Consider the following 22,618-nt stretch of genomic DNA (forward strand, 5'->3'; position numbering starts at 1 on the left):
TGGATGTGGTGTCAGAGATGAGCGCGAGTATGCGTGAGCGAGCCGAGGCCGGCGCAGCAGCCGAGGCTGGCGCGAGCCGAGACGAAAATGTCCTCTTCTTCAGCAATGATTGCTCAACACGTCATCTGGACAATCGGATATTCGAGCGCCCGTGGACTCGAGTGCTGCAGGCAGGCCGCGCGTGGCGGCCGTCAGCCGGAGAGAGTGCGGAGAATCCGCTCGCAGCGAGCGTCATGCGGCGCAAGTCGCCGGGAAACTCAGCCTTTGAGGGGCCGAAACATCGGCATGAGCATGTGGCAATCAAGAGCTTCGAACCGTGCGGACAGCGCCCAGGTCTGTGAGTTCTTAAAAGCGATCATCATGCCCTCTGTTGAAGTGATGCCGTGTTTCGTTGACGATCATCACGGTATCAGTAATCCATATTGCTCAACAATACGGCGGCTCAGAATTCGTCATCCTCCGTCACATTCGAGGCCCGACCCGTACTGCAGGAGGCCGCCGCACACCCCCTCCCCCCGAAGGCTCACCTCCCCCTGAACTCAATGGCCGCCACCCCTCCCCAACAGCGAGCCGCTATGCAATACTTAGCTTCATGGTTAAGTATTCGGATCAGCTCGATGCGGTGCTGACAGCACTCGCGGATCCCACTCGCAGGACGGTGGTCGATCGCCTCGGTCGCGGTCCGGCGAGTGTCGGAGAGCTGGCAGAGCCGCTGGCGATCTCGCTCCCATCGTTCATGAAGCACGTGCGGACGCTTGAGAACTGCGGACTGATCCGGACGAAGAAGACCGGACGGGTTCGCACCTGCGTGCTCAATCGGGACCGACTGCGGCTGCTCGATTCGTGGCTGTCAGACCAGCGCCGCATCTGGGAGGAGAGCACGGACCGGCTCGAACACTTCGTCACGACCGGTTCCGCACCCGACACCACCGACGGCTCGCACACCACCGGCAACGCCAGCACCAGGACCAGCACCAGCGCCAGCACCAGCACCAGCACCAGCGAAAATGCTCCATCCGGCACCACCGACTTCGAGGAAGAATCATGACCGCTCGTCCCGCTCGCACCCGCCATCTCGACCCGGGGCTCGACCTCCAGATCGAATGGATCATCCGCGCACCGAAGGAGAAGATCTGGGCCGCCTGGACCACCCCGGACCAGCTGGCCCAGTGGTGGATACCAGCGCCGCTGACCCTGCGCGTCGATGCCCTCGAACTCTCTCCGGGAGGAGCCTTCTCCACTCGGATGAGCGACGACGGAACGAACTGGCACCCGCATGTCGACGCGGTGTTCCTCGTCGTCGAGGAGGGTCACCGTCTCGTGTTCACGAATGCAGTGAACAGCTCGTGGCATCCGGCTCTGCCCGACCCGGTGGCGATGACCACGGAGATCATCCTCGCCGACCACGCCGACGGCACTGACTACACGGCCGTGGTCCGGCACGGCAGTCCCGAGCAGCGGGCCCGCCACGAAGAGCTCGGCTTCTTCGACGGCTGGGGCACCGTCACCGACCAGCTGGCCGCCGCTGTGGAGTGATCGTTGCTCCTGGGACACGAGCGGCTCTCGAGCCAAGGCCGGCGGCAATGACGAGCGAGCCCATCAGCAGGGCGAGCGCGAGAACCGTCCAGATCAGCGGTGCGATTCCGACGAGCAGGGCGATGGCGATGCCGGCAGTCGCGGCAGCGACTGCGATTGCCGCACGAACCTGAGGAGTCAGCGTCCGAACCTCAGGAGTCACAGCTCGTACGTGAGGAGTCAGGCCGGCATCTCGCGGTGTTCCCACTCCGGCCGTGCCCGCATTCCCGCGCATCTCACAGATGATCCGGCCGATCCCTCGGCCCGCCGCAGCCAGTCCTCGTTCGGAGGGGAAGGGAATCCGCTCGGCCAGCATGGCAACAAGCGCCGAGAGTCCCATGACGACGAGCAGCCATGGCAACCTCGAAGCCCACCACCAGCCGGAACCGATGTCAGGCAGGACGAATCCGACCAGTCCCGGGAGTCCCCACACTGCCGGAATTCCCGACACCGTCTGCGCCAGAGCTCCGAGCCCGCCGATGAGGACGATGACCACACTCATGTGCCAGAGATAGACCTGCATTCCGAATCGATTGCCCCAGTCGATGACCCAACGCCAGATCTGCGCGCGAAGAATTCGGGGGCCGGGGGCCGCCTCGTCGATGGTGGTGCCGCTCTGCCCTCCAGAGACTGCGTTGTCATCGTCATGCCCACCACCCCCGTTGAGGGTGAGCATCCGGTTGAGCCGTGCGTGGACGAGCCGCAGCGCGCACATCTGGACCGCGCCGAGCAGGACCAGAGCACCGGTGGGCGGGTTGAGGTTGACGAGCATGTTGGGGCTGTAGACCCCGGCGGAGACGAGCCCGATCACGGTCAGCAGCGCGGTCACCAGCACCACCCACGTCCGCAGCCTGCGTACCGGACGTTCGAGCGCATCGGCGTAGACGAAGCCGAGCTGCTGGATGAGCGGCCACACGAGGACGAAGTTGAGATACCCGAGTCCGTGCACCCCGGTTGCCGCGACCACACCGTCGACGACGATGACGGCACCGGCCAGAACGGCGAGGGACCGCCTCGGCGATCGTTCGTGGAAATGCACAGCCAGGGGCACGAGCGCGGTGAGGCCGACGTAGACGGCGAGGAACCACAGCGGTTGGCCGATTCGGCGGCTCGCCTCGGCCAGCAGGCCGGCGGCGACGCCGAGTTCCGAAGCCACGGACAGACCGAGGCCGGTCAGCGCGATGAGCACGGTGACGGGGACGACGAGTCGACGCACTCGGGCGCGGAGGTAGTCGGCCCAGGTTCCGCCTCGGGCGCGGGTGCGGCGCCAGGCGATGATGCCCGCGCACCCGCCGATGACGAAAAACAAGGGCATGACCTGGAAGAACCAGGAGGCGACGGCGAATCCGGAGGTGTCGGACAACGCGACGGTGGGCACCACGGTGCCGTCGGGTCCGAGCACCGCTGCGCTCATCATCGAGTGGAGGACGATCACGACGATGAGACAGGCGAAGCGGACGAGGTCGATGGCCGGGTCCCGGCGGGGGCGGGCTGGGTCGAGTCCGGATACGGCGGCTGATTCGCCGATGCGGGAGCCGGGCCCGGCTGACGGGGTCGTGGCTGGTCCTGCCTCGTGAACTGGGCGCTCACGTGGTGCCGGGGGTTCAGTGAGTGTGAGTGACATGGTGGTCCTTCGTCCGAGTCGATCAGGTGCGATGACACCGAAGTTAGGAAGTGAATGTCTCCCGCCGCATCACGCCAGAGGGGCGTTCTCGACTCCGCCGACCGATACTTTCGGGTGATGCCGTCTGCCGGCCACCCGATACTCCCCCACCCGATACCCAGACTCCGATACCCGGCCGCCCATCACCCGACCGTCCGATACCCCGCAGACACGTGCGTGTGAGAATGGCAGCGAGCACGTCCGCCACCGGTCGAGACCAAGGAGAGACACCCATGACGATCGTCTTCGAGACGACGAGCCTGCCCATCATCGGCGCACCCATGGCCGGTGGGACGACGACGCCCGAACTCACCGAAGCCGTCGCTCGCGCCGGCGGGTTCCCGTTCGTCGCCGGCGGGTACCTCACCGCCGAGGCTCTCGCGTCGCTCATCGACCGTATACGTGAGACGACGAAGACCTTCGGCGTCAACCTCTTCGCCCCGAATCCCGTCCCGATCGATCGCGAGGCGTTCGACACCTTCGTCTCCGCCCTCGAACCGGCCGCGGCCGAACGAGGAGTCACTCTCAATCCCGAGCCCGTCGACGATGACGACCACTATGCGCAGAAGGTCGACTGGCTCATCGCACACCCCGTTCCCTTGGTGTCGACGACGTTCAACCTGCCCACCGCCGAGGTGGTCGACCGCCTCCATACCGTCGGCACCCAGGTGGTGGCGACCGTGACCACTGTGGAGGAAGCGCGCACCGCAGCCTCATACGGAGTCGACGGCCTCATCGTTCAAGGTCCGCGAGCCGGCGGGCACTCGGGAACCGCGGACCCGACTCGGGAGATCGAGGATCGGACGACCGTCGATCTCCTCTGCGATATCCTCGCCGAGGTGGCCCTGCCCGTGGCGGCGGGAGGCGGAGTCGACAGCGAGGACATGGTCGCCGAGCTCCTCGATGCGGGGGCGAGCGCCGTCGTCGTCGGGACCTTGCTGCTGCGCTCCGATGAGGCGGGGACTGCGCCCACGCACCGCGCCGCGCTGGCTGCCGACGAGTTCACGCAGACCCAGCTGACCAGGGCTTTCACAGGTCGCCCGGCCCGAACGTTGGTCAACGACTTCGTCCGTCAGTTCGATGGGGTCGCCGTGGATGCGTACCCAGCGGTACACCACCTGACGAAGGAGTTCCGCGCTGCGGCAAAGAAGGCAGACGACCCGCACGGCCTGCATCTGTGGGCCGGGACCGGTTACCGGAATGCGCGCGAAGGCTCGGCCGAGACGATCATCAAGGATCTCGGCTCACGCGTCACACGACCCTGATTCCGTTCTCGGCGAGAATCAGTCGCGCCCGCCCGTACTTCCGGTCTTCAGAGAGCTGAACCCATCGGTCGCCGAGGTCGTGCTCATCGACGAACCGACGGAACCGCCGGAAGGCCCCGGTCCCTTCGATCGCGAGCAGTCCGTTGTCCCGGGTCTGCGGATTGCGCAGACTGGAGACGAAGGCCTGCATGTCATTCCACGCGTCTTTGGTCTCTGCACGATCGAAGGAGATCCATCGGTCGGGATCGTCCTCGAAGTCGATATGGTCGTCACCGTATTCCACCAGGTACGCATCGATGACCTCTCCGCTCCTGAGGTCGATATAGCCTCCGGTCGACTCATCGAACTCCCCTTCGTGGACCAATGAGAGCATGTCGATGTCGATGGTCAGGTCGAGGCCGGGAACCTGTTGGTTCTGCAGTTTCGCCAGCAGCGCCTCGGCGAGTTCGCTGTCACCGGGAAAGCCGCGGAAGGTCAGGCGATTGATGACGGAGAGTGCAACCGTCCCGGCTTTCTCACGGTCACGCTCGAGTGCCATGGACAGCCCCTCGCCGAGCTGTTGGAGGATGCCGTCGATGTGCCTGCCGAGGAGTGCGGCGATGAGACGGTCGGCATCCTTCGTCGCTGTGGCGGCCCTGACCTCTCGGCCGTCGACGAGCGGCTGATCGTCCCCGTCAGGCCAGTTCCGCTGCAGCATCGGATCGGCGGGTTTCGGTTCGGGCGGGACCGGTTCCGTCCCATCGTCGATCGCCCATCGCCTGCCGTACTGGTCGGGCATCGCGCCCCACCCCCAATGAGCCACGAGGCGGTCGGGCACTTCCCCGAACATTGCGACCGGGTCGAACTGCCGGGTGCCCACGCTGCACCGGTGGACCCAGTTGTCACCGAGATCGAAGGTGAAGCTGAACTCGTCGCCGGGCGCCACCGTGCCTGCCACTGTCACTTGAGTGAAATCGAGTGCGTGCTGGAGCGGCCCGGTCTCATCGGCGCCGAATTCCTCGGCGCTCACTTCGTCCGTGAGCACCCTTCCGTCAGACAGGGTGAAGACAGAGAGATGACCCAAATCCCATCGGGCGAAAGCCGTATTGACCGCCTCGGCAAGGTCGGCGAAGGTATGCGACGGGCCTACTGCGAATGCCCTCCCCGGTCGCGGCCAGAGAGTGGTTCCTCTGCCGCCCAGAAGTTCGACCTCGATATCCAGCCATGTGTTCGCCATCGTTCAAGTATGCGTGCCGCAGTCTCTCGGAGCCAAGGGGCCACTTTCACCCGCGCCCCGGAGTCGCCCCGCCCCTTCAGCTCCCCGCGACGACCAACCCCGACTCGTACGCGGCGACGACGATCTGGGTGCGATCGCGCAGGCCCAGCTTCCCGAGGATCCGCGATACGTGCGTCTTCACCGTCTGCTCGGCGAGGAAGAGCTGCTCGGCCACCTCAGAGTTCGCGTGGCCCTTCGCGACCAGGGTCATCACGTCGATCTCCCGGTCCGTCAGCTGCCCGAGCACAGCGGTGTCCTTGGCCACGGTGGGACCGGCGACGTATTCGGCGATGAGCCGGCGCGTCACCGAGGGAGCGAGCAGCGACTCCCCGCCGGCGACGACCCGCACGGCGGTGATGAGATCCTCGGCGGTGGCGTCCTTGAGGAGGAATCCGCTGGCCCCCGCTCTCAGCGCGGAGAACACGTATTCGTCTGCATCGAACGTGGTGAGCATGATGACGCGCGGGTGTTCGCCGGGCATGGCGAAGATCGCGCGGGTGGCGTCGAGGCCGTTGAGGGTGGGCATGCGGATGTCCATGAGGATGACGTCGGGGTCGGTGCGGCGGACGAGGTCGACGACGGCCGCTCCGTCCTCCGCGCTGCCGACGACCTGCATGTCCGTCTGCGCGTCGAGCAGCGCCCCGAACCCTTGCCGGACCATCGCCTGATCGTCGACGATGGCCACCCGGATCGTCGTCGACGACGGTGGGGGCACACTCGCCGAGGCGGCTCCCCCGTACCCGTCCTGCGTTCCCTCAGATCCTGGCATGGTCCCAACCTACCCGAACCGCGGTCACAGTCACCCGCGAAACCTGCGGGAATACGGTCCCGGCGGCACCACATCCGCGATTTTCACCCTCAGGTAGCACCCCGGCCCGTGCTCTTTCACTCGTTCGTATGATGTGCTTCGGCAGACCTGCTCCTTAGCGTGACGCTCATGATCATCACCGCCATCGTCCTCGCCACCGCAGCAGCATTCTGCCTGGCCCTGGGCACACACTTCCAGCATCATGCTGTGGCCGTCATGGCCCCGGGCCTGCGTCGCCGAGCCACGTGGGTCACCGGCCTCGGACTCATGGGGCTGGTCACCGTGCTCAACGTCATCGCCCTCGGGCTCGGCCCGGTCTCGATCGTCCAGCCCATCGGCGCGGTCTCCCTCGTCTTCGCGGCCCTCATCGGCAGGCGGTTCTTCGGGCTCCGCCTCGGCGCCCCGCTGCTCATCAGCATCGCGGTCACCCTGTTCGGGGTGTTCTCGTTCGTGACCACCTCGGCGCGCCACTCCCACGACATCGTCTCCACCGACCAATCGGTGACATGGCTGCTCGCGGTGCTCATCGCCCTCAGCGTCTTCGCGGGCCTGTTCTCGATGAGCTCCGCCGGGCACATCCCGCGCGTGGTGATGACCGGCATCGTCTTCGGCACGGTCGCCGCGGCCACGCATGTGCTCGCCCGGTCGGTCGTCGTCGCCGGTCTGCCCGGACTCGATGCCTGGGGAGCACGGTGGTGGCTGCTGCTCGCAGCGGTGGGGGCAGCCTCGGCGGCGGGGTTCTGGCTCGTCCAGACCGCCTACGCCTGCGGTCCCGCCGAGACTGTGCTCGCCGGCCTCACCGTCATCGACCCGATCGTCGCGGTCATCATCGGTGCCGCGTTCTTCGGCGAATACGCAGGCCTCACCCCGCTGGCCGTCGCCGGGCTGCTCGTCTCCGCCGGCATCGGCGTCGGCGGCGTGTGGATGCTCTCCCGCTTCCACCCGAAGGTCCTCGATTCCCCCGGCCCCGCACGTGAAGCCGTACCGGCCCGCACACACCCATCGTCCCCAGCCGCACCTGCCCACCAAGGAGCCCAGTCATGAACAATTCCACTGCCCCGACAGATGTGACCTCCTCCGTCGATGGGCCCCACCCCACGACCCCGTACTCTGAAGAGGTGCCCCACCCAGCAGAGCCACAGCCGACAGGTCCGCCCGACGGACCCTCGGCGCTGACCCCTGCGGCCCGGGACCGGTCCTGGTGGGGTCGGCTTTGGCACAACCTCGGCCGCGATGCCGGGCTCATTGCGCCAGGCCTCATCATCTCCCTCATCGCGTTCCCGGTGCTCATCGCCTTGTTCTCCGTCTCGATCGCCACGGTGATCGTCTGGGTCGGTGTCCTCCTCCTGCCGCTGACGCTGACCGTCGCGCGCGCATTCGGCAGTCTCTCCCGCGCCCGTGCCCGTGCGTGGGGTGCTCCCATCGCCGAGGCGGCTCCCCGTCCCCGCGGACGCGGACTCCGCTGGTGGCTGGCTCCCTTAGGTGATGCTCGTGCCTGGTTGGATCTGCTCATCGAGGCCGTGTTCGCGCTGCCGGTCCGGCTCCTCACGTTCTCCGTCGCCGCGGTGTGGTTCTTCGGCGGACTCGGCGGTGCCACGTTCTTCTTCTGGGGTCGGTTCCTGCCCGAGGGAGGCGGGAATACGGTCGATTGGGTCGTCGCATGGGTGACGAACTCCCCCGTCACGGACCTCGGATTCTCGGCCGAGGCGACCTTCCAGCTCGTCGTCGGACTCATCCTTCTCCTCACCTTCCCTTTCATCCTCCATGCCATGGCTCTGCTCGAGATCGTGACGATCCGCGCGGCCCTGTCCGCCGACACGACCGAGGCGCACTCGAATTCCCACCCGGGCATCACCGCAGCGGTGGTCCCATCGTCACCGAACCCTGCCGTCTTCTCCTCGGCCACCGGCGGTCTGGGCTGGTTCTGGCTGATCGCAGGATTCGTCGGGGTCGTGCTCGTCGCGATCTCCTGGCCGGTGACGACGGTGCTCTACGGCGTGCCGACGGTCTTCGCGATGCTCATCGCCCTCGCCCTGAGCGTCGCCCTCGTCCTCGCCGTCCGCTGGCCCAACGTCGGGATCGGACTCGGACTCGCAGCTCAGATCGCGGGCATCGTGCTCACCTCGGGCACTTCGGGTGAGGTGTGGCCGTTCACCGTCACCTCGCTGCTGGCGCTCGTGTTCCTCCACCTCATCATCGGACTGCGGCAGAGCTGGATTCGGCTGGTGGCACTGTGGACACTCAGCGCCGTCATCGGGGTGCTCGCGCTCATCCTGCCGCACGCCGGCGGGTTCGCAGGCGCTTTGGCCAACGTCATCACCACGATGGCGATCGCCGCGGGTGCCGGGCTCATCGGCGTCATCGGCAACCTCCTCATCCAAGGTCTCCGTCAGCTCGAGACCGAACGTGAGCTCAGCGCCGCCGAACTGGCCAAGCGGCAGGAACTCGAGGAGCGCAACCGGATCGCGCAGGAACTCCACGATGTCGTCGCGCACAGCATGTCGGTCATCAGCGTGCAGGCGACGACGGCGAAATACCGGCTGCCCGAGCTCGATGAGCGCAGCCTCGGCGAATTCGATTCGATGGCCTCATCGGCCAGGCAGGCACTGACCGAGATGCGGGGCCTGCTCGCGATCCTCCGCGGCGGTCGGAACGCCGACCTCGCGCCGCAGCCGAGCCTCGAGGACATTCCCGCGCTCGTCGACGTCACCCGCGGATCGGGGGCCAGCGTCACGCTCGACTTCCCCGATGATGCACCCGTCCTCTCCCCGACGTCGAGCCTGACGGCCTTCCGCGTCGTTCAGGAGAGCCTGTCGAACGCTCTGCGCCATGCAGCCGGATCCTCCGTATCGGTCACCGTCGCCCAGGTCGGGCAGCGCCTGGAGATCACCGTGGTCAATGGCACCCCCGACGCCGAGGCGGCCACGGTCGCTGGAGCGAAGAGCCACCTCGGCGGAGGTTTCGGACTCAGGGGAATGCGGGAGCGCGTCGAAGCGCTGGGTGGGACCCTGCAGGTGGGACCGACCGACAATGGCGGGTTCGAGGTCAGAGCGTCGGTGCCTGCCGAATGAGAGCCATCGGGATGCAGGTGTTTTCGACCAAGGTATCCTGATAGCCGGTATCCCCTCCGGAAGGCTAGGTCACCGTGGCTGAATCATCCCCTCCTGAACACCTCTCTTCACCCCAGCAGCGCTCGTCCCCATCCGCGCAGGCGTCACTGTCGGAACGGCCGGCACCCACGCCGTCGGATCCTGCAGATGCATCGGCGGTGCGGGGCCCGTCCCATTTCGCCCGGGTGCTGCGGCGGACGATCGCCATCGTCATCGTCGTGGCCTTCGGCCTGGCCGCCGTCGGTGGAATCATCGTCATGCTTGGCGACGTCGAGTCCGAAGCGACGTTCCAGGTCATCGGCACGACTGCGGTGACAGGAGTATGCAGTGTCGCCGCATTCTGCGGGGCGACGCTCATCGGCCGCCGTGCACAATGGTTCGGCAGCGTCACAGTCCTGCTGGCGGTGCTCACTCTGGCGCTGAGTCTTCTGTTCCTCTGGGGCGATCCCTATGGGTGGACTGCTCCTGTGCCCGGCTCCGGAGGCACAATCGTCGGCGACGTGGCCGACCAACTTCTCGTGTCGTGCATACTCGTCACTGCCGTCGCTTCGGTCAGTGCCCTCATTCTGCTGCTGGTGCAGCGGTCTTGGGTTATGCAGGTCGGTCTGCCGATCACTCTCGGCCTCCTTGTCCTCGGCACCGCGCTGGTCCTCATCACGATCTGGGTGGAGGCCGCTTGGGAATACGACTGGCTGACCCGGCTCAACGGCATCGTCTGGATCCTCGCCGCGCTCGGCGTCGTCGTTGTCCCGCTGTCCTCGCTGCTGCTCAAGGCTGGGGCAAAACCGGCAGCGGTGAGCGCCGCGGCGACGGAGCCGGAGCCAGCCGACCCGACACTGTCGCCTTCGACCCTCGACCGCCTCGAAGCCGCTGCGCGAGCCGAGGGGATCACAGCCGACGAACTCGTGGATCGCCTGCTGACCGACGACTCGCCATCTGCTCCGGGCACCGCGTCATTGCCTGGCGACCCCGCGACCGAACAGGACACCCATCCTCGACACTGAGCCGCCTCGGCGACGGTGGTCGAGGACCACGAGGATGCCGACGATGATCGGGGCGGCGATCGACATGACGACCTCGATCGTCGGGGAGCTCGTCGCGTTGAGGTCAGCTCCGGCGAGGACACCGAGGCCGAACGCGAAGAGGTTGTTGACCACGTGGAACGCGATTCCGGCTTCGAGTCCGCCGGTGATGATGGTCAGCGTGCCGACGATGACGGCGAAGATGCCGACGTCGATGAGCCCGGGCAGGTCGTAGAGGTGGCCGAAGACGAACAGCGGCACGGGGATGAGCACGGCCCAGGCCGGGTGGCGCAGCCAGCTGCCGATGACGTTCATCGCCAGGCCGCGGAAGATGATCTCCTCGGCTGCGGCCTGGAACGGGACGAGGAGGATGAGCGCGACGAGCATGACGAGCACGTTGCGGTTCCACACGATTCCCGAGGTCAGGCCGCCGATCGCACCATCGGAGAAGAGGATCATGACGATTGCGCAGACCACCCACACGGACGCACTCAGCAGCAGATAGCGGGCGAGCCTGTTCCACCGGACGCCGCGGCCCAGTGAGATCATCGAGGAGAACCAGCGCCGGTAGATGCAGAACGTCGCGAGCTCCGCGGCCGGCCACATGAGGATGACGCTGAACAGGCCGAAGACGACGCCGGTCGGGGTGTTGAAGTCGACGAGACTCTCCGACCACGCATCGAAGTCGCCGCCGGCACCGAGGGAGACGAGCGCCCAGACGAAGAAGCCGCCGAACTCGGCGACCAGCGCCACCAGATAGAAGACTGCGGTCAGGACGACCACGAGGATCGGCTTGAACCATCGCTGGTTCGGCAGGTCGGCGAACTGCCGATGGTATCGCCGAGGCGGCTCGACGGGCGTGGCCGTGTGCGGGTCCGTGTCGGAGTCGGTCGAATCCAGACCGTTCGCGGACGGCTGGACTGCTTGATCAGAGAATGTGTGCGGGAGATTTCTCATGCCTCCACCCTCTCGAAAACGAGGACCGCCGACCATCGGCCAAGGGCATGACTCGTGTCATCCGATCGGGTGAAAGTCCACGTCAGAGCGCCTACGACCGGGCACCCGAGTCCACCCGGCCGAACACTTTTCATCCTTTCGGACGACAGCGCGGCCTCCTCCGCCCGGGTAGGGTCGAAGGGTGACTCCTCGCCCCGCCCGCCGCCCGCTCGCGCGTGCCCTCCTCTGGACCGGCATCGCCGCAGTCGTCGGTGTGCTCCTGCTCGTCGTCGTTGTCGGAATCGAATGGCCGACGGTGGAGGACGCGGGTTCGGCGACGGGTGCGCTCAATGCCGAACTCCTCATCCATATCGTCTTCGGACTCGTCGCCCTCGCCTGCCTGCCCATCGTCCTCTTCTTCGACGGGCGGCGGGTTCCACGCAAGCAGCTGCGTCCGAAGGTCCTCGCCGCGGAGAAGCTGCGCGAGTTCCTCACCGTCACCGGCCACGGCGGTGAGGAGTTCCTCGCCGCCGATGGGTCCGTCGAATCACTTCAGCGCCGCCCGGGAGGGTGGGTCCCCGTCACTGTCGGCATCATCGGGATCCTCATCGGCACGGTCAGCACGCTCGGTGCCTTCGCCGCCTCGGTCATGCTCATCTCTCTGTCGGCCAGACGCAGCTGGGCCCTCGACTTCGGAGCCCTCGCCGCGGCCGTCGCCGGGCAGACTGCCGCCTATGTCCTCACCCCGCAGACTGCGGGTGCCTTCGAAGTCCCGCTTTTCGTCACCAGCGGCGTCATCTTCGCCGTCATCGTCATCGTCGGCGTCATCTGCGGTGCCCGCGAGCAGGGCTTCGTCGACTCGGCCGCCCAGAACCTGCTGCGCGAACGCTCCCGACAGGATCGCGCCATCGCCGAGGTGCGTCGCGGCATCGCCCGCGACATGCACGATTCCCTGTCCCATCACCTCTCCGTCATCGCGATGTACTCCGGGGCCTTGTCGGTGCGGCAGGATCTCGACCCTGACGAAGTGCGCCAGAACGCCCGCCTCATCGCTGATGCCGCCCGTCGTTCCGGTGTCGAACTCCGCGAGGTGCTCACCATGCTGCGCAGCGACGATCAGGGCACGGTCATCGATCCCGACATCGACCGCCTCGTGGCCGGTCGCGGGGACACCGTCGAACTGCGGTACCTCGATCCTGTCGATTCCTCGATGCTCAAGCGGTGTGGGGCACTCGAGAGGACGACGGTCTACCGCTTCGTTCAGGAGGCGATCACGAACACGGTCAAGCATGCTCCCGGCCGGAAGGTGACCATCACGGTCGGCATCGATGCAGGCGACAGCACCCTCGAACTCGTGGCGAGCAATCCGTACACGGGCCTGGCCCCCGCTTTCCGCGCCGGCGCGCAGCAGCTCGTGTCCGGGTCCGGTCTGGGGCTGCTCGGACTGCGGGAGAGGATGGAGGCCATGGGCGGCGATCTCACGGTGACGACGACGCCCGAGTTCACCCTCCGCGCCCGCATCCCCACCACTCCGACCAAGGAGAGACCATGACGATCCGTGTCATCATCGCCGACGACGAATCGCTCATGCGTTCGGGGCTGAAGCTCCTCCTCGGCGCGGCGGACGACATCGAGGTCGTCGCCGAGGCGGCCGACGGCTCCGAAGCCATCGACCTCGCCCGCCGGCTGAGTCCCGACCTCGTGCTCATGGACATCCGGATGCCCGTCGTCGACGGACTCGAGGCCGCACAGACCCTGCTGAGCGACCCCGATCATCCGCAGGTGCTGATGCTCACCGCCTTCGGCACCGACGATTTCATCCACCGTGCCCTGCAGTCCGGGGCGGCCGGCTACATCCTCAAGGACACCCCGCCCGAGGACCTCATCAATGCCGTCCGCGCGGCTGCCGACGGCACCCGGACCCTGTCGACATCGGCCCTGGAGACCCTGATGACCTCCCGTCCGACCACCTCGGCGCCGGGTCCGGATCCGCTCGGATCCCTGTCGAGTCGGGAACGGGAGATCGCCGAGGCGGTCGCTAAGGGTTTGACGAACGCACAGGTGGCACGGGCGCTGTTCGTGTCGACGGCGACCGTGAAGACCCACCTTGCGCGCATCTTCGACAAGCTCGAGGTGAGCTCGCGAGTGCAGCTCGCGCTGTTGGTCAACGAGAAGAGGTGAAGCCGCCTCAGACGGACGCCGCCCGCTCGCATGCGTGCGAACGGGCGGACGGCAACCTCGATGAGGGTGTCAGGCGATCATTTCGGGGCCATGCGGATCGCGCCGTCGAGGCGGATGGTCTCACCGTTGAGCATCGGGTTGGCGATGATCGATTCGACGAGCTGAGCGTATTCGGTCGGCTTGCCCAGCCGAGCAGGATGGGGCACGGACTTGCCGAGGGATTCCTGCGCCTCGGCGGGCAGGCCGGCCATCATCGGGGTCTCGAAGATGCCGGGGGCGATCGTGACGACGCGGATGAGAGAAGCGGCGAGCTCGCGGGCCATCGGCAAGGTCACAGCGGCCACGGCGCCCTTCGACGCCGAATAGGCGATCTGACCGATCTGACCATCGAAAGCCGCGACCGAAGCGGTGTTGACGATGACTCCGCGCTCTTCGCCGTCCGCTTCCTGCTGCTGCATCGCGGCGGCCGCCAGGCGGCAGACGTTGACGGTGCCGACGATGTTGATGCCCAGCACCTTCTGGAAGGCGTCGAGGGGCAGCGGGCCTTTCCGCGAGACGAGCTTGCCGGGTGTGGCCACGCCGGCGCAGTTGACGACGACGCGCAGAGTTCCGAGTCCGGTCGCGGTGTCGACGGCGGCCTGGACCTGGTCTTCGTTCGTGACGTCGGCGGTGACGAAGTGGGCGGCGTCGCCGAGTTCGGCGGCGACCTGCTGCCCCACCTCGGCGTTGAGGTCGACCATGACGACCTGGGCGCCGGCGGCCAGGAGTCGTTCGGTGGTGGCGCGGCCGAGCCCCGAGGCTCCGCCGGTAACGAGGGCGACAGTGTTCTGCAGATCCATGGGTGTCCTTCGCATCTCTGAGTGAACGTTTCTTCGGTTCGACTCTAGCCCAGCCCTGTGTGACCGGTCACTCGCGGTGCGGCTCTCGATTCGGTCGCGGGGATCGGTCGCCTGATAGCCACCTCGGCGAGGGTGCCGACGGTCGCAGGAACCAGACGGTTCGGGTACGACGAGGCCCGCCGGTCATTCGGTCGGCGGGCCTTGATCCGATTGCCTGCGGTGTCGCGTCCCTGGTGGGGGCGAGCTCAGGCGAGCACGATGAGGCTCAGGCGGCCTGCTCCTCTGCGGCGGTCTCACGTACGGACTTCAGGGCCTCGCCCCAGGCCACGATGTCGGCGACCATCGAGGCGAACGGAGCGGCAGAGACCTCTGTCGGGGCGAACTGACCGTCGGCGACGTCGGTGAAGATCGAGAACGAGGTCTGGTCGCGGACGACGGCGAGCTTGTAGTTCGCGAGGATGTGGCGCAGGTGCTCGGCGGCTCGCACGCCCTTGTCGGCGCCGTAGTTCACGATGCCGGCGACCTTGTGGTTGAACTCGGTGGCGACGAAGTCGAGGGCGTTCTTCAGCGAACCGGAGATCGAGTGGTTGTACTCAGGGGTGACGAAGATGAAGGCGTCGAACTCCTCGAGCTTCGCGCCCCAGGCCTTCGTGTGCTCGTTGGTGTACATCTTCGCGCCGGCCGGAACCACCTCGTCGAGGAGGGGCAGATCGAAGCTGCCGAAGTCGACGACCTCGGCGCGGACGTCGTCGTTGCCGGCGAGCTGCTGCTCGACCCAGGCGACGATCTGCGGGTTGAGCGCCTGCGGGCGCGAGGTTCCGGGGATGATGGCAATGTTGAGCATGGACGTCCTCAAATCGGTTGGCGGTAACGGCCGGTGAACGACCTCGGTGGTCGAGTTCGCGGGCAGAGCACGGGGCGCTGGAGTGCCCGGCTCCACCTCACCGAACATGCTTGAACTCTCAATCATTCCCGGTCGTGCACGTGTCCCTGGTCACATCCTCGGCGCTCGCTTCGTCGACTTCCTTGCGAGTTCGGGCCCGACGGGACCGTTCGTCGTGTATGGTCGTGGGGCAAGTGAAAGATTGTTCGATAGAAGAGCAGGCTTCGACGGAAAGCCGGCAAGGAGCCCGACCATGGCGCGCTCGACCAACGGCCGCAACAACATCCTCCGCTCGGCCCGGGACACTTTCGCGGACAAGGGATTCGACGGGGCATCCATCCGCGACATCGCCCAGACGGCGGGGCTGAGCCTCTCCGCACTCTACTACTACTTCCCCTCAAAGCAGGAAGCTCTCTACGAGCTCGTCCACACCGCCTACTCGTGGTACATCGGACACGCTCGCGCCGTCATCGCCGAGGTCGACGACGACCCGGTCGATCAGCTGGCCGTGGCCGTTCGCTACCTCGCCCGCTACCGCATGGAGAATGTCTCGGTCTCGACCGTGCTGCTGCGCGACACCGAACGGCTGACCGGAGACAACGCCGTGACGGTCAAGGAATTGCAGAAGGAGGCACGCGAGGTCATGGGCGACATCGTCCGGGCCGGCATCGACACGGGAACCTTCCGCGTCGAGAGCTCCACTCTGGCCACCCGCGCGATCCACTCGATCTGCAACTCGCTCTCGCTGTGGTATCGGCCCACCGGCGACCTGACCCCGGACATGATCGAACGCGACTTCACGCAGTATTCGCTGCGCATCCTCGGCATCGATCCTTCCGAAGAGGAGCTAAACCGTCTGCTCGGCCTGCCGGTCAACCAGGCGGGCATGCTCGACTTCATCGCCGACACCAAATAGCCTCCCCGCACTACCTGACGGCGGCCCAGCACCCTCGCGCGAGGTTGCTGGGCCGCCGTCGGGTAGTAACTAGGGGGTGCGGAGGGTGCGGGCGAGCTCTCTGCGCTTCGCCTGCTCGGCCGGATCCGGGACCGGGAGTGAGGCGATGAGGCGCTTCGTGTAGTCCTCACGCGGCGCACCGAGTACCTGCTCCCCCGTGCCCTCTTCGAGCAGCTCCCCGTGGAAGAGCACTCCGATGCGATCGGAGAGCATGTCGACGACGGCGAGGTCGTGGCTGATGAACAGGGCCGCGAAGTCGAACCGGTTCTGCAGTTCGACGAACAGCTCGAGCACCTTCGCCTGCACCGACACGTCCAGCGCCGAGGTCGGCTCATCGGCGATGAGCAGCTCCGGATCGAGTGCCAGACCACGCGCCAGTGAGGCCCGCTGCCGCTGCCCGCCCGAGAGCTCATGCGGGTACCGGGAGGCATACTCGTTCGGCAGCTGCACCGAATCGAGCAGCTCGCGCACCCGCTTCGACCGGTCCGCGGCACTGAGTTCCCGACGATGGATCGCGAACGGTTCGGCGATGCATTCGCCGATCGTCAGGTGCGGGTTGAACGAGGCCGCCGGGTCTTGGAACACGAACCCGATCCTGCGCCGGATCTTCGAGAACGCACGCTCCTTGAACCCGACCATCTCGTGTCCGAGCACGGACAGGCTGCCGCCGCTGGCCCTGGTCAGGCCCGCGATCGCACGACCGATCGTGGTCTTGCCCGACCCCGATTCGCCGACGAGTCCGTAGACCTCCCCGGCTCGGATGTCGAAGCTGACCTTCTTCACCGCGTGGAAGTCCGATCGGCCGATTCCGCCGGGGTAGACGATGTCGAGGTCGCGCGCGGTGACGATCGACTCGCGCACTTCCCCCTCCCCCGCCGAGGCTGTGCTGGCTGACGTCTCCCCCGCCGAGGTGGCGCCGGCCGATGCCTCCCCCGCCGAGGTGGCGGCGGCTTTCCGGCTGCCGACCACGGTCGAGCCGATCCGCGGCACCGCGGCGAGCAGCTCACGCGTGTACTGCTCCTGCGGGTCGCTGAAGAGCTGCTCGACAGAGGACACCTCGACGAGGTCGCCGCGGAACATCACGGCCACGCGGTCGGCGAGGTCGGCGACGACGCCCATGTTGTGGGTGATGAGCACGATGGCGGTACCTGTCTCATCCCGCAGCTCGCGGAGCAGGTCGAGGATCTCGGCCTGGACGGTGACGTCGAGCGCCGTGGTCGGCTCGTCGGCGACGATGAGCTTCGCGCCCAGCGCGAGCGCCATGGCGATGACGATGCGCTGCTTCTGCCCGCCGGAGAACTGGTGCGGGTAGTAGTCGAACCGGTTCTCGGCATCGGGGATGCCCACCTGCTTCATCGCGGCGACGACACGAGCCTTGAGCTCGGCCCTGCTCGCCTTCCTATCGTGCGCGCGCAGGCCCTCGGCGATCTGCCAACCGACGGTGTAGACGGGGTTGAGCGCGGTCGAGGGCTCCTGGAAGACCATCGCCACATCGGATCCGCGCATCGACCGCAGCTGCTCGGCGGAGACGCTGAGCACGTTCTGGCCCGAGATGACCACGGCGCCCGAGCGCTGCGCGGTCTCCGGCAGCAGGCCGAGGATGGAGCGTGCGGTGACGGTCTTGCCCGATCCGGATTCGCCGACGATTGCGAGCACCTCACCGGGTGAGACGCTCAGCGAGACATCCTTGACCGCGTGCACGTCGCCGCCGTCGGTGGAGAAGGTGACGTCGAGGGCGTCGATGTCGAGGATGCTGCCGGTGGTCCGGGCAGCGGTGTCGTTGCGCTTGCTCATGCCGTGACCTCCGCAGGTTTGACGTTCTTCGTCTTCGCTTTCCGTCGCACGCGCAGACGCGGGTCGTTGAGATCGTTCATCGACTCACCGACCAGGGTGATGCCGAGGACCGTGAGCACGATCGCCAGGCCCGGGTACACCGCGGTCCACCACACTCCGGACGTCACGTCCGGCAGCGCCTTGTTGAGGTCGTAGCCCCATTCCGACGCCGAGGTGGGTTCGATTCCGAATCCCAGGAACCCGAGCCCGGCCAGGGTCAGGATCGCCTCGGAGGAGTTGAGCGTGAAGATCAGCGGCAGCGTGCGGGTGGCGTTGCGGAAGATGTGCTTGGAGATGATCCGGGTCTTCGAGGCACCGAGCACGATCGCCGATTCGACGAACGGTTCGGCTTTCAGACGTAGAGTCTCGGCGCGCACCACGCGGAAGTACTGCGGAATGAAGACCACGGTGATCGAGAACGCCGCCGCCGCGATGCCGCCCCACGCACTCGACTGCCCGCCGGAGATCGCGATCGACATGACGAGAGCCAGCAGCAGGGTCGGGAAGGCGTAGACGGCGTCGGCGATGACGACGAGGATGCGGTCGAGCCAGCCGCCGATGTAGCCGGAAACGAGACCCAGGATGACTCCGGCGAAGATCGACAGGATGACGGCGACGATGATGACGGCCACAGCGGTCTGTGCTCCCCAGACGACGCGGGAGAAGACATCGTAGCCGCCGACCGTCGTGCCCCAGATGTGAGTGCCCCCGGGCGGCAGCTTCGATCCGAAGTTGCCCTCCGAGGTGCCCAGCTGGTTGAACCCGTACGGGGCGATGAGCGGGGCGAAGATCGCGCAGATGAGCACGACACCGCACAGCACGAGGCCGGTGATGAGCATGCCGCGCTGCAGACCGACCGACTGGCGCAGGTGGGAGACGATCGGCAGGCGGGAGAACCAGGACTTCTTCGCCCTCTCATCGAAGGCGAGGGCGGGGGCACCGGGCCCGGGCGCCGCCTCGGCGAAGGTGTCGGTGGGTTCTGTCGCCTCGGCAGTCTCTGCCGATTTCGGACTGGGATTCTCAGGAGTGGACATCAGTACCTCACTCGGGGGTCGATGAAGGCGGCGATGACGTCGACGAGGAAGTTCGTGATCGCCACGATGACGGCGAGGAACACGACGATGCCTTGGACGGCCACGAAGTCGCGGGCGGTGAGGTACTCGGCGAGTTTGAAGCCGAGCCCCTTCCATTCGAACGTCGTCTCGGTGAGCACGGCGCCGGCGAGCATGAGGGCGATCTGCATGCCCATGACGGTGATGATCGGGATCAGCGCCGGGCGGTAGGCATGCTTGGTGACCAGGCGGTATTCGGAGATTCCGCGGGAGCGACCGGAGTCGATGTACTGCTGCTCGAGCGTGCCGATGAGGTTCGTGCGCACGAGCCGGAGGAACACTCCGGCGGTGAGGATTCCCAGCGCGATGGCCGGCAGCAACGCATGGGCGAGGACATCGCCGAGGACGGAGAAGTTCCCGATCCGGATCGCGTCGATGAGGTAGAAGTGCGTCGGGCCGACGACTCCGGACATGATGTATTCGGTCTCTGTGGTGCCGCGTCCGGCCACCGGCAGGATCGGCAGGAAGACGCCGAAGACGAGCTTGAGGATCATGCCCGCGAAGAACACCGGGGTCGCATAGCCGAGGATCGCGAGCACGCGCAGGGCGGCGTCCGGGGCCTTGTCGCGGTGATACGCGGCGAGCATGCCCAACGGGATGCCGAGGATGAACGCGACGATGAGCGCGTAGAAGACGAGCTCGACGGTGGCAGTACCGTAGTTGACCAGAATGGACGAGACGGGCTGGCCGTCGGAGACGGCGGTGCCGAAGTCGCCCTTGAGCAGGTTGCCCAGATATTCGAAGTACTGGACGAGGATGGGCCGGTCGTAGCCGGCGGCGTGGACGCGCTCGGCCAGCTGGGCCTTCGTCAGGCGCCCGCCCAGCGCCGCGGTGATCGGGTCACCGGTGATGCGCATGAGGAAGAACACCAGAGTGGTGAGGATGAAGATGGTGGGAATGATGAGGAGGAAGCGGATGAGGACGTAGCGTCCCAGGCCCCCTCCCGAGGGCTTCTTGACCGCGACCGAGGTCTCGGCGGCCTCCGCCCCTGGTTCGCTGATGGCAGCAGACATGTGTTCCTTATGTATGTGTTTCGGTGCGCGGACGTGCCCGAGTTCCGGAGCGCGAACGCGCCACGAGGTGCAGGTGGGCCGGGCGGCTCACCTGCACCTCGTGAGGGTGTTCAGCTCAGACGTGCGATCACTTGCTCAGCAGCGCCAGTCGGAACTGGAACGCGGGGTCGAGGGTGTCATCGACGCCCTTGACATCCTTGCCGGACACGGCGATCTGGTTGCCCTGGAGCAGCGGCAGGGTCGGCAGCTCGTCGGCGAGCTGACCCTGGATCTTCTTCAGAGCCTCTTCGCGCTTGCCCTCATCGGCGATGGACGACTGAGCGTTGAGCTCCTTGTTCATCGTCTCGTCCCGATAATGGTTGCCGAGGAACGACGGGGTGTCATCGGTGTCGTAGAAGAACGGCACGAGGTAGTTGTCGGCATCCGAGTAGTCCGGGAACCACCCCAGCTGGTACATCGGATACACGTCATCGGTGCGGTCCTTGTTGTACTGCACCCATTCGGTCGACTGCAGGTTGACCTTGAACAGTCCGGTCTTGTCCAGTTGGTCCTTCACCAGGGCGTACTCGTCGCCCGAGGACGGACCGTAGTGGTCGGGGTTGTACTGCAGCTTGAGCTCGACCGGGGTCTTGACTCCGGCGTCCTTGAGGGCCTTCTTGGCCTTCTCGACATCGGCCCCGCCTTCGCCGTCGCCGTATTCGGACTTCAGCGGTTCGTCGGCGCCGGGCAGTCCCTCGGGAACGTGTGAGTACAGCGGGGTGTAGGTGTCCTTGTAGACCTGGCTGGCGATGGCCTGACGGTCGACCGAGTCGGCCATGGCCTGTCGGACGGCGAGCGCCTTCTTCTCATCGGCGTCGTCGGTCTTCGCGCCGAAGGGCATCGTGTCCATGTTGTAGACGATGTAGCGGATCTCGCCGCCGGGGCCCTTGTGGACCTTGAGGTCCTCGTTCTTGCCGAGGTCGTCGATGTCGGTGGCCGAGAGCGAACGCCAGGCGACGTCGATGGTGCCTTCCTGGACGTCGAGCTTCATGTTGTTCGCGTCCGAGTAGTACTTCATCTGCACGGTGTCGGTCTTCGCCGGCTCGATGAAGCCCTTGTAGTCCGGGTTGGCCTTGTAGGTGAGCAGCTCGTTGAACTTGAAGCCGTCGATCGTGTACGGACCTGCGAAGGCCTTGCCGTCGACGATGTCCTGATCCTTCGTGACCTTGTCGGCTGAGAACACGTCTTCGTCGACGATCGGGCCGGCGGCACTGGCGAGGACTCCCGGCCAGGTCTGGTCGTTCTTGCGTTTGAGGTTGAACACGACGGTCTTCTCGTCCGGGGTCTCCACGGACTTCAGTCCGCCCAGCAGCGAGGAGGGTCCGTTGGGGTCCTGGATCTTCAGCTGGCGGTCGAATGAGAACTTCACGTCCGAGGAGGTCAGCTCGTTGCCGTTGGCGTACTTGAGCCCGTCCTTGAGCTTGACCTCGTACTTCGTCGGCTCGGTGAAGTCTGCGGACTCAGCGATCGAGGGGTTGAGCTCGGCCGTGCCCGGCTTGTAGGCGAGGATGAACGGGTAGACCTGCTGCTCGACGAGCGAGCTTCCGTTGTCATACGCCGCGGCCGGGTCGAGAGCCACGACCTTGTCCGTGGTTCCGACTGTGAGCATGCCGCCCTCATCGTCTCCGCCGCCGCCCCCGGTCGTCGAGGTCGAGCAGGCGGAGAGGAGCAGAGCGCCGGCCGCGGCGATGGCCACGGCCTTTGCACCGGTTCGTCGTTTCATGGTGTTCCTGTCGTTACAGATGTGCTCTTCGTGTCGTCTTTGCTCGAAGAGATCCGCACCACATCATACGGTTCCCGTCCCAAATAGTGAACTGATACACACGCTGTGACTCAGTTCGCAACGACTTCGCAACAATTCGCCGAGGCGGCTCTGACCTTCACAGCGAAACGTCCCTTGCCGGCCGGCCGGGACAGATATTCACGTCACCCCGGGTCACCCCCACGACCGCCGCGAATCTCGACCCTCCGCAGTGACGCCCGCCGCCCTGTCGGCGGGCGGCGCAGCGGAAGGCCGCCTCGGCGACTGCGATTTGCGCCACCGACGACAATCGGTTTGACTTATGAGGTGCATCACAGAGAACTGTCGAGAAACTCTCGAGATCCTGAACGCCCACACGGCAGTCAGC

At 66.3% G+C, this 22,618-nt stretch carries 19 protein-coding genes; 9 read left to right on the top strand and 10 right to left on the bottom strand.

Annotated elements, in window-relative coordinates; translation table 11 throughout:
- Nucleotides 1-391: 391 nt before the first annotated feature.
- Nucleotides 392-1,048: an ArsR/SmtB family transcription factor gene (locus HK401_RS12395; protein WP_258234182.1), complete on the top strand. Its 657-nt coding sequence runs from the start codon at nucleotides 392-394 to the stop codon at nucleotides 1,046-1,048.
- Entirely contained in the window at nucleotides 1,045-1,536 is a 492-nt protein-coding gene (locus tag HK401_RS12400; RefSeq protein ID WP_181274980.1) for an SRPBCC domain-containing protein, read from the top strand. Before HK401_RS12395 ends, HK401_RS12400 begins: the two co-directional genes overlap by 4 nt.
- Here the strand turns inward: HK401_RS12400 and HK401_RS12405 are convergent.
- Nucleotides 1,505-3,199: an acyltransferase family protein gene (locus HK401_RS12405; RefSeq protein ID WP_181274981.1), complete on the bottom strand. Its 1,695-nt coding sequence runs from the start codon at nucleotides 3,197-3,199 to the stop codon at nucleotides 1,505-1,507. The two genes, HK401_RS12400 and HK401_RS12405, sit on opposite strands and share 32 nt — an antisense overlap.
- Before the next feature lie 272 nt (nucleotides 3,200-3,471).
- Between HK401_RS12405 and HK401_RS12410 the strand changes: the two genes are divergently transcribed.
- On the top strand, nucleotides 3,472-4,503 hold the full coding sequence (locus HK401_RS12410; RefSeq protein ID WP_181274982.1) for a nitronate monooxygenase: 1,032 nt from the start codon (nucleotides 3,472-3,474) through the stop codon (nucleotides 4,501-4,503).
- Here HK401_RS12410 and HK401_RS12415 read toward each other — a convergent pair.
- Nucleotides 4,490-5,719, bottom strand: coding sequence for a UPF0158 family protein (locus tag HK401_RS12415; RefSeq protein ID WP_181274983.1), 1,230 nt, complete (start codon nucleotides 5,717-5,719; stop codon nucleotides 4,490-4,492). The two genes, HK401_RS12410 and HK401_RS12415, sit on opposite strands and share 14 nt — an antisense overlap.
- A 76-nt stretch (nucleotides 5,720-5,795) precedes the next feature.
- Nucleotides 5,796-6,527 carry a response regulator gene (locus tag HK401_RS12420; RefSeq protein WP_258234183.1) on the bottom strand — a complete coding sequence of 244 codons (732 nt, stop codon included), beginning with the start codon at nucleotides 6,525-6,527 and terminating at the stop codon, nucleotides 5,796-5,798.
- 168 nt (nucleotides 6,528-6,695) lie between these two features.
- Between HK401_RS12420 and HK401_RS12425 the strand changes: the two genes are divergently transcribed.
- The 3 genes from HK401_RS12425 (at nucleotide 6,696) to HK401_RS12435 (ending at nucleotide 10,680) form a co-directional block, all read left to right on the top strand.
- Nucleotides 6,696-7,610 carry a DMT family transporter gene (locus HK401_RS12425; protein ID WP_181274984.1) on the top strand — a complete coding sequence of 305 codons (915 nt, stop codon included), beginning with the start codon at nucleotides 6,696-6,698 and terminating at the stop codon, nucleotides 7,608-7,610.
- Nucleotides 7,607-9,637 carry a sensor histidine kinase gene (locus HK401_RS12430; RefSeq protein WP_181274985.1) on the top strand — a complete coding sequence of 677 codons (2,031 nt, stop codon included), beginning with the start codon at nucleotides 7,607-7,609 and terminating at the stop codon, nucleotides 9,635-9,637. Before HK401_RS12425 ends, HK401_RS12430 begins: the two co-directional genes overlap by 4 nt.
- A 197-nt stretch (nucleotides 9,638-9,834) precedes the next feature.
- Complete coding sequence (locus HK401_RS12435; RefSeq protein ID WP_181274986.1) at nucleotides 9,835-10,680, top strand: hypothetical protein; 846 nt, start codon at nucleotides 9,835-9,837, stop codon at nucleotides 10,678-10,680.
- On the opposite strand, the gene HK401_RS12440 is transcribed toward HK401_RS12435, so the two are convergent.
- The gene (locus HK401_RS12440) at nucleotides 10,630-11,655 is read right to left on the bottom strand and encodes a CPBP family intramembrane glutamic endopeptidase (protein WP_181274987.1); all 1,026 of its coding nucleotides are present in this window, start codon (nucleotides 11,653-11,655) and stop codon (nucleotides 10,630-10,632) included. The two genes, HK401_RS12435 and HK401_RS12440, sit on opposite strands and share 51 nt — an antisense overlap.
- A gap of 181 nt (nucleotides 11,656-11,836) precedes the next feature.
- Between HK401_RS12440 and HK401_RS12445 the strand changes: the two genes are divergently transcribed.
- Nucleotides 11,837-13,186: a sensor histidine kinase gene (locus tag HK401_RS12445; RefSeq protein WP_181274988.1), complete on the top strand. Its 1,350-nt coding sequence runs from the start codon at nucleotides 11,837-11,839 to the stop codon at nucleotides 13,184-13,186.
- Entirely contained in the window at nucleotides 13,183-13,815 is a 633-nt protein-coding gene (locus tag HK401_RS12450; protein ID WP_181274989.1) for a response regulator, read from the top strand. Before HK401_RS12445 ends, HK401_RS12450 begins: the two co-directional genes overlap by 4 nt.
- 77 nt (nucleotides 13,816-13,892) lie before the next feature.
- Here the strand turns inward: HK401_RS12450 and HK401_RS12455 are convergent, their stop codons facing one another.
- Complete coding sequence (locus HK401_RS12455) at nucleotides 13,893-14,654, bottom strand: SDR family NAD(P)-dependent oxidoreductase (protein ID WP_181274990.1); 762 nt, start codon at nucleotides 14,652-14,654, stop codon at nucleotides 13,893-13,895.
- 265 nt (nucleotides 14,655-14,919) lie between these two features.
- Complete coding sequence (locus HK401_RS12460) at nucleotides 14,920-15,498, bottom strand: NADPH-dependent FMN reductase (protein WP_181274991.1); 579 nt, start codon at nucleotides 15,496-15,498, stop codon at nucleotides 14,920-14,922.
- A gap of 292 nt (nucleotides 15,499-15,790) precedes the next feature.
- Here HK401_RS12460 and HK401_RS12465 point away from each other — a divergent pair, with 292 nt between their 5' ends.
- Nucleotides 15,791-16,453, top strand: coding sequence for a TetR/AcrR family transcriptional regulator (locus HK401_RS12465; protein WP_181274992.1), 663 nt, complete (start codon nucleotides 15,791-15,793; stop codon nucleotides 16,451-16,453).
- A 69-nt stretch (nucleotides 16,454-16,522) separates the two neighbouring features.
- Here HK401_RS12465 and HK401_RS12470 read toward each other — a convergent pair whose 3' ends face one another.
- From HK401_RS12470 to HK401_RS12485, 4 genes are all read right to left on the bottom strand, one after another.
- The gene (locus HK401_RS12470) at nucleotides 16,523-18,286 is read right to left on the bottom strand and encodes a dipeptide ABC transporter ATP-binding protein (RefSeq protein ID WP_181274993.1); all 1,764 of its coding nucleotides are present in this window, start codon (nucleotides 18,284-18,286) and stop codon (nucleotides 16,523-16,525) included.
- Nucleotides 18,283-19,359, bottom strand: a complete 1,077-nt coding sequence (locus HK401_RS12475) for an ABC transporter permease (protein ID WP_258234184.1) — start codon at nucleotides 19,357-19,359, stop codon at nucleotides 18,283-18,285. The genes HK401_RS12470 and HK401_RS12475 overlap by 4 nt, the downstream gene beginning before the upstream one ends.
- Nucleotides 19,359-20,450, bottom strand: a complete 1,092-nt coding sequence (locus HK401_RS12480) for an ABC transporter permease (protein WP_181274994.1) — start codon at nucleotides 20,448-20,450, stop codon at nucleotides 19,359-19,361. Before HK401_RS12480 ends, HK401_RS12475 begins: the two co-directional genes overlap by 1 nt.
- A 127-nt stretch (nucleotides 20,451-20,577) precedes the next feature.
- Entirely contained in the window at nucleotides 20,578-22,212 is a 1,635-nt protein-coding gene (locus HK401_RS12485) for an ABC transporter substrate-binding protein (protein WP_181274995.1), read from the bottom strand.
- Nucleotides 22,213-22,618 lie beyond the last annotated feature (406 nt).

Origin of the sequence: Brevibacterium oceani (assembly GCF_013623835.1) — a bacterium.
In the GTDB taxonomy this organism is placed as follows: domain Bacteria; phylum Actinomycetota; class Actinomycetes; order Actinomycetales; family Brevibacteriaceae; genus Brevibacterium; species Brevibacterium oceani.

Coding starts and splice junctions, on each gene's coding strand:
- HK401_RS12400 (WP_181274980.1), top strand. CDS start 1,045: ATGACCGCTCGTCCCGCTCGCACCCGCCATCTCGACCCGGGGCTCGAC.
- HK401_RS12405 (WP_181274981.1), bottom strand. CDS start 3,199: ATGTCACTCACACTCACTGAACCCCCGGCACCACGTGAGCGCCCAGTT.
- HK401_RS12410 (WP_181274982.1), top strand. CDS start 3,472: ATGACGATCGTCTTCGAGACGACGAGCCTGCCCATCATCGGCGCACCC.
- HK401_RS12415 (WP_181274983.1), bottom strand. CDS start 5,719: ATGGCGAACACATGGCTGGATATCGAGGTCGAACTTCTGGGCGGCAGA.
- HK401_RS12420 (WP_258234183.1), bottom strand. CDS start 6,527: ATGCCAGGATCTGAGGGAACGCAGGACGGGTACGGGGGAGCCGCCTCG.
- HK401_RS12425 (WP_181274984.1), top strand. CDS start 6,696: ATGATCATCACCGCCATCGTCCTCGCCACCGCAGCAGCATTCTGCCTG.
- HK401_RS12430 (WP_181274985.1), top strand. CDS start 7,607: ATGAACAATTCCACTGCCCCGACAGATGTGACCTCCTCCGTCGATGGG.
- HK401_RS12440 (WP_181274987.1), bottom strand. CDS start 11,655: ATGAGAAATCTCCCGCACACATTCTCTGATCAAGCAGTCCAGCCGTCC.
- HK401_RS12450 (WP_181274989.1), top strand. CDS start 13,183: ATGACGATCCGTGTCATCATCGCCGACGACGAATCGCTCATGCGTTCG.
- HK401_RS12455 (WP_181274990.1), bottom strand. CDS start 14,654: ATGGATCTGCAGAACACTGTCGCCCTCGTTACCGGCGGAGCCTCGGGG.
- HK401_RS12460 (WP_181274991.1), bottom strand. CDS start 15,498: ATGCTCAACATTGCCATCATCCCCGGAACCTCGCGCCCGCAGGCGCTC.
- HK401_RS12465 (WP_181274992.1), top strand. CDS start 15,791: ATGGCGCGCTCGACCAACGGCCGCAACAACATCCTCCGCTCGGCCCGG.
- HK401_RS12470 (WP_181274993.1), bottom strand. CDS start 18,286: ATGAGCAAGCGCAACGACACCGCTGCCCGGACCACCGGCAGCATCCTC.
- HK401_RS12475 (WP_258234184.1), bottom strand. CDS start 19,359: ATGTCCACTCCTGAGAATCCCAGTCCGAAATCGGCAGAGACTGCCGAG.
- HK401_RS12480 (WP_181274994.1), bottom strand. CDS start 20,450: ATGTCTGCTGCCATCAGCGAACCAGGGGCGGAGGCCGCCGAGACCTCG.
- HK401_RS12485 (WP_181274995.1), bottom strand. CDS start 22,212: ATGAAACGACGAACCGGTGCAAAGGCCGTGGCCATCGCCGCGGCCGGC.